This is a genomic window from Mariniflexile aquimaris (assembly GCF_042676825.1).
In the GTDB taxonomy this organism is placed as follows: domain Bacteria; phylum Bacteroidota; class Bacteroidia; order Flavobacteriales; family Flavobacteriaceae; genus Mariniflexile; species Mariniflexile aquimaris.
This window is the reverse complement of sequence record NZ_JBHTIB010000004.1, coordinates 1-6,881: the sequence shown is the minus strand read 5'-3', so window position 1 is coordinate 6,881 and position 6,881 is coordinate 1. Positions and strand designations below refer to the sequence as shown.

6 protein-coding genes are annotated in these 6,881 nt (G+C 31.6%); all 6 read left to right on the top strand.

Annotated elements, in window-relative coordinates:
* Positions 1-704 precede the first annotated feature (704 nt).
* Positions 705-1,961, top strand: coding sequence for a DUF6161 domain-containing protein (locus ACFQ0I_RS04995; protein ID WP_379939982.1), 1,257 nt, complete (start codon positions 705-707; stop codon positions 1,959-1,961).
* 699 nt (positions 1,962-2,660) lie between these two features.
* Entirely contained in the window at positions 2,661-3,092 is a 432-nt protein-coding gene (locus ACFQ0I_RS04990; RefSeq protein WP_379939980.1) for a hypothetical protein, read from the top strand.
* A gap of 600 nt (positions 3,093-3,692) precedes the next feature.
* On the top strand, positions 3,693-4,142 hold the full coding sequence (locus ACFQ0I_RS04985; protein ID WP_379939978.1) for a hypothetical protein: 450 nt from the start codon (positions 3,693-3,695) through the stop codon (positions 4,140-4,142).
* Positions 4,143-4,622: 480 nt separating this feature from the next.
* Positions 4,623-5,288 (top strand): hypothetical protein, encoded by a 666-nt coding sequence (locus ACFQ0I_RS04980; RefSeq protein WP_379939976.1) that lies wholly within the window; start codon positions 4,623-4,625, stop codon positions 5,286-5,288.
* Positions 5,289-5,428: 140 nt separating this feature from the next.
* Positions 5,429-6,064, top strand: a complete 636-nt coding sequence (locus ACFQ0I_RS04975) for a hypothetical protein (protein WP_379939975.1) — start codon at positions 5,429-5,431, stop codon at positions 6,062-6,064.
* Between the two features lie 156 nt (positions 6,065-6,220).
* Positions 6,221-6,709 carry a hypothetical protein gene (locus ACFQ0I_RS04970; RefSeq protein ID WP_379939973.1) on the top strand — a complete coding sequence of 163 codons (489 nt, stop codon included), beginning with the start codon at positions 6,221-6,223 and terminating at the stop codon, positions 6,707-6,709.
* Positions 6,710-6,881 lie beyond the last annotated feature (172 nt).

Genomic DNA, 6,881 nt, shown 5'->3' with positions numbered 1-6,881 from the left:
ATAATTGCTAAATTAGTGCTTAACCAAAGTCAGTTGCATTTTTGCTACGTCTGATTTTCCTATCGGAAAATCTGCCGCCCACAAACCCGCAACTATTCTTATACAAACACGTTGTGTTNATTTTCCTTCGGAAAATCCTCGCACACAAGCACGCAACGTTCCTTACACATAAACGTTGCCAACAATGCGTGAGCAAGTTTGCGGATTTGAAAAATGGCTAGTTTATTTTCGATTTTTTTTTAGAATTTTAAGAAAGTAAAAACGAAAAAACTATGTTGCGGAATTCAAAAAATCACGCTGAATTCTCACTCAAATGCGGAATGAAAAGCAACGTCGGAATTGCTTACTCGAAATCTGACTGAATTGCTGTGCCGAATTTGACAAAATTATGGAAATGTGGAAAACGGAACTGAACTCAAAAATTCCGTCTGACTTCCACTCTGCCGAAAAAATAATAAATCGGAATTTTAGCAAGTTTGCGGAATTAAAAAGCTGATGAACCGACTCGAACTCTGAAAAAATTACTGAAATAAAAAAAGCACAGTTGGCAACAACGTGTAAAAAACATTGCTTATTTTAGTTTAACCGTTTGGGCGTTGCACTTTTGCTAGCTTCTGATTTTCCTGCGGAAAATCCTCGCACACAAAACCGCAACGTTCCTTACACAAACACGTTGGCAACAAGCTGAAAAACAACACAACTGAATGACAACAAACGAAATAAGAAAAATAATAGCTGATTCAGAATTTTCAGATTGGTTAAATTCAGTAAACTTACAAATAGAATATCCACATTTGGACTTTGACCAAACTTTAACTGGATTTAGTAGTGTTTTTAAATTTTTAGAACAACAAATTAATGGATGGGAAAAATTTGGAGAAAACATTCCAAATGAATTAAAGGCTTCAAAAAAGCAGTTTTCAACATTTAAAACAAGACTTGAAAACTATATAAATTCTTATGTTATAAACTCAAATCATAACGAAAGTCAATTAAACAACTATTGGAATTCTGAAAAAAATCAAATTCAAAACAACAAAACTTTATTCGTTTACGATTCACCTATTACCGAATTTCTAATAAATATTCATAGAGATGTTCCTAAATATTATGCAGGTGCATACAATTTTGTAATGGGTAATTATAATTTTTCGAATAAAGACTCTATGATTGGACATCTTTTAGCCTATGAATTTGAACTTAAAGACTATACAGAATTAACAAAACGCAGGAATAAAGAAAAATCTTCAATCGGTAAATTAAGAAATGACTTTAGAAGCCAATTATCAGAAAGTGAAACTCAATTATCGGAGCACCTAAAATCTGCAAATATTGAATTTGAAAACTACACACAAAAAATAGATGAATTAAAAACAGAAAAGGAATCAAACTTCGATGATTGGTTTGATAATACAAAAATTGAGTTCGATAATTTCGATACTACAACAAAGGAAAAAATTTCTGATTTAGAGCATACTTATGAAGAATTGTTAAGACTAAAAAAGCCTGCGGAATATTGGAATCAAAGAGCAACGAAACTAAATAAAGAAGGTTGGAAAGCGATATATTGGTTAGTTGGTTTGGTTGCATTTGCTTGTGTGACTTTATATTTATTATTGTGGTTAACACCAGATGGAATGTTGTTAAGCTTTATAAAAGGACAAGCAAGTGCAATTAAATGGTCTATTATTTACGTAACATTTATTTCATTTTTAGCTTATGGCATAAGAGCATTAAATAAAGTAGCTTTTAGTTCATTTCACCTTGCAAGAGATGCAGAAGAAAGAGAACAACTGACCTACGTTTATTTATCCTTAATTAAAGATTCGGCAGTTGACGAAAAAGAAAAATCGCTGATAATGCAATCATTATTTAGTCGAGCTGAAACAGGTTTATTGAAAGGAGATTCTGGACCTGCAATGCCAAATGACATTAGCGGAAAAATATTTGGTGGAAATTAAAAAAAGCCAGTTGCCAACACCGTATATAATTTATTGCTTGGTTCTCGCCTACTTACGAAAATCCTCGCGGATTTTCTATTCGGTTTTTATTTGCTAAATTTAGTGCTTAAACCACGCAACAAACCATATACAAAAACGTTGGGTTTAATGCTGAAATTCCGTTCCAAATCAAAACTTTCGGCTGAAATTTAAGTTTGCAGAAATCGGAATCTGACAAATATTTACGTGGAATTTTAGCCTTTTGCGGAAAAACAAACTGCTGAATTTGAGCAAGTTTTCGGAATCGAAATGTTGACAAAATTGCATCGGACTTTTTAGCTCGTTTGTGGAATTGGAATCTGAATTAAAAACTCAGAATCGCACTCAATCGGAATTTAGCAAGTTGCGGAATTGCCCACTCAAAACCTGTTCCGAAATATCGGAAGAAAAACATTGCGGTTCCGAAACGTCGGAAAAACAGGTTTGCGGAATGAAAAGCTGTCCGAAAAAGAAAATATGAAAGAAAAATTAAGCGGACAAAAAAGCACTAAAACCCAACACTGTATAAAAATAATTGCTAAATTAGTGCTTAACCAAAGTCAGTTGCATTTTTGCTACGTCTGATTTTCCTTTCGGAAAATCTGTCGCATACAAACCCGCAACTATTCTTATACAAACACGTTGGGTGTAATTTGAGCAACCGAACTAAAAACAAACTGAATGGGAATATTTGGAAATTTATTTGGAAGTAAAAAACTAAAAACAAATGACTCTGATTTTGGAGAAATTGAGAGTTTTAGCACAAACGGAAATAGAATTGGTTGGCAAGTAAATAGAAAATATTTAGATTCTGACATTGAAATACTAATTGAGGGAACTAAAGACGGAATAGATGAAAGTCAAAAACGGATTTTACTCAATGCGCTGAATAACGAATCGAAAATTAAATCGGAATCGGAAAAAGCTCTTAAAGAACAATTTGAAAACGCTGAAATGGAATTTATTGCATTGGAAAAACATTTTGAACTGAAAGGAATTTCTGTTAGAAATGGCGGATTTGAAATGGCATTTTTGGAAAAAGAAAAGAAAAGATATTTTTTCAATGTTCAATTTGAGAATAACAAACAAGTTGGAGTTTCGATTGATGGATAATAATCGGAATAAAAACTACACACAACACCGTATATAAAAAATTGCTGGTGTTGTGCTAAAACAAAGGTCGTTGCACGTTTGCTACGTCTGATTTTCCTTCGGAAAATCCTCGCACGCAAACACGCAACTTTCCATATACAAACACGTTACAAAAAATAGCTCCGAACTCACTCAGACGGGGAGAAATCCGATGGAATTCTAAATCTGAATTTGACCAAAGCAACGCGCGGAATTGAACACTCAAACTCTGAATCTGACAATCGTTACGCGGAATCTCACTCGAGCGGAATTGAGCAAGGTTGCGGAATTTTACAACGGCTGAAAAAAGCGTGGTTTACTGTTCGCGTTTTTTTTTGAGAATTTTAAGTTAGAAAGTTCTAAAAAACTCAAAACTCGATTTTTTAAATTTTAAGTGGACAAAATGCTGTGCAAAACCAATCTGACGTGTCGCTACATTTTGTAACACCGTATAAGGTTAATTGCTTTTGATTTTCCTGCGGAAAATCCTCGCATTTTTACTATCTTAGTTCCGTAATCTGAAAATCCTCGCGGATTTCCAGCGCAACTAATCTTATACAAACACGTTGCCATTAATTTAAAATGACCGTCATAAATTCAATATTTTCGATTTCAATTAGTATAATTTTCCTTTTCATTAATCTGAATAGCGGAATAAAAACGATTGAAATTCAAAGCGTAAATCTGACCAAAAAAAATAATTGCGGAATTGAAAGTGTAACTTTAAAAACGGAACGGATTGAAAAAAAACGCAAGTTTCTATTTTGGACTTTAAAGCACCGAAAAGACATCGTGATTGACCAAATTATTGACCAAAATGGAAATGAAGTTTTTGAAAAAAAATCTGTTTTTATAAGCTCAATGGATGCTTCTGACACAAGAGAATTTAATCGCATAAAAATTTTCGGAAATGAAATTTGGATATTTAGCCATGGTAAAAACGTGGACAACCCAAAACCAATAAAACGATATGACTTTTGTGGAAATTTTCTCGGGACTAAAATATGGGAAGACGGAGATTATTATGAATAATAAAAAAACTAATGGCAACAACAATACTTTAATTCATTGCTTCTGACTTTAGCAAGTTGTTGTCAAAAAGTAGGAATAAATTAAGAAAATAAGTAAACCGATGAAAAATAATTCGTTTAAATCTAATTATAGAGTTTTGGTGTAAAAAAATTTATGTTTGGTCAGCTAACTTCTATTGTTGGTTTTGGATTATTCGACAAATATTTTGGAGAAAATCAACGGATTTTGAATCCTATTTATTATGGTTCTTTCTATCCGCAGGAATGTACTTCTTTATAAGAGAAAACAAAGATTTAAACATAATTTATAACATTGATGAAGACGAAAAAAATAAAAACTAATGGCAACACCGTATAAAAAAAATTGCTAGTTTTAGCTAAACCAAAGTTAGTTACTTGTTTGCTAGCTTCTGATTTTCCTTCGGAAAATCCTCGCACACAAACACGCAACTTTCCTTATACATAAACGTTGGCATTAATTATGAAAAACAACATCGGAATTATAATTCTTCTTTTTTGTTTTGGACTTAATGGCCAAAATAAAATTATGGAATATCCAACTGAACCAAATGGAGAAAAAAGTTATACCTACAACTATTTCAAAAAAATCCTAATCGACTTGTCTGTGGACTCACTTGAAATCTCAAAAAATGAATTTCATTTTAGATTCATAACACCTAGACATATTCTCGAGATTTGGAAAACCAAAGACCTTAAACCAAAAGGAAAAATAATAAGCTTTGTAGAAAAACAACCTGATTCTATGAATTTGGAATACCATAATAATGAAATAAAGAAAAAATACTATAAACTAGAAAGCAACTTAAAACAAAAAAGAACAATTCATATTTATAAAAAACTCACTGAACTACAATTAGATAAAATTCCTTCATCTACAATGCCAATTGGCGAAAGTAAAAAGAATTTAATATTGCTAGAGTTTTCGAATAAAACTGATTACAAATTCAAGGAGTTTTGGGTATCTAACGAAAAGCCGAAACAAAATGAATTTGATAAAAAAATCATTGGATTTGACAAACTAATGACTTCAACTATGAATTATGAACAATTGTATAATGATTTAGTTGACTCTTTACCAAATGGATGCTTTAATATGGCGAATGGATTTGTAAAATGTATAAAATAACTAATGCCAACACCGTGTATAATTAATGGCTGGTTTTCGCCTACTTACGAAAATCCTCGCGGATTTTCTATTCGGTTTTTATTTGCTAAATTAGGTGCTTAAACACGCCACTAATCATACACAAACACGTTGTGCATAATGTGAAAAAGCTACTTCTAATAATATTATTTACCTCACAATTGTCATTTTCCCAAGCCGAAAAAGATGATTACAAATTGTATTCTATAATATTATCCGACATTCTCGAATTTGGAAAAACATCAAATACAGATTCGATTTTGTTAATTGATAAATACGAAAATCAATTTAAAAAATCTGACTATGAGATTTTTGACCCAAAATACGATTCTGTTACAAAATTGGATTATAGCTTTGTAAGTATTTATAAAGACACCGTTTTTCTGAAAAGACTACTTAAAGAACCGATTTTAAAAAAGATTGTTGTTGACCTGACATCGGACTTTAAAAATCATCCTAAAATAAAAACTGATTTATTAAACATAAACAATCTATTTATCCAACCAATTTCTTCAGAGAAATTTTCATCTTTCTTTGGAAAAAAAGGTTGGCGAAAGAATAGTTGGAAAAGAATAAATAGAAAATACGGAATTGGACAAGTTGTTGAGCTTTCCAAAATTCATTATGAAAGAAATTTGGCGTCGGTTTATTATGGAGTTCGTTGCGGTGGACTTTGTGGAAATGGCGGATTTGTGATATTTGAAAAAATAAATGGACAATGGAAAATTCTAACTACCATCAATATGTGGGAATCTTAAAAAAACACTATGCACAACACAGTATATAAAAAATTGCTATTTTTAGCTTAACCAATGTTAGTTGCTTGTTTGCTTGCATCTGATTTTCCTTCGGAAAATCCTCGCACACAAACACGCAACTTTCCATATACATAAACGTTGGCAAACATTTGAGAAATGACAGAAAAAAAACCTATTTACACTACTTTTTCGTGGATTCGTTTTGCAAAAGACTTGATTTTTGTATCAATAATCCTTTATTTCATCATTAGCATCTTTATTCGATTGGAAAACGAGATAAATATTAATGCTCTTGCAGTCGGAATTTTTTTATTACTGCTCATAATAATAATCGACTCAAAAGAATTAGAACTTTACGACAATAAATTACGGATTAAAAGCAATCATCTTTTTGGATTAATTTCACGTAAAACTGACATTGAATTGACTAATATTAAGGACATAACTTCTTCTGGAAAATTTTCTCAGACTACTGACTTAACTCAAGACTTTTTGCGCTTAATTGTACCTGTTTTTGACTTTAAAAATACGCTGACCATTAAAACTTTTGACCATAAGACTTATGAATATGACATCTATATTTATAAAGAAAAACTAGATAAAATAATAAGTACAATTAAAAAAACGTTTGCCAACACCGTGTAAAAAACATTGCTTATTTTAGTTAAGCCGTTTGGTCGTTGCTTTGTTTGCTAGCATCTGATTTTCCTTCGGAAAATCCTCGCACTCAAACACGCAACGTTCCTTACACAAAACCGTTGTGCAACATTTCCGAAAACGGCATAATTATTGATAATTTCCTACAATGTTTTAATAT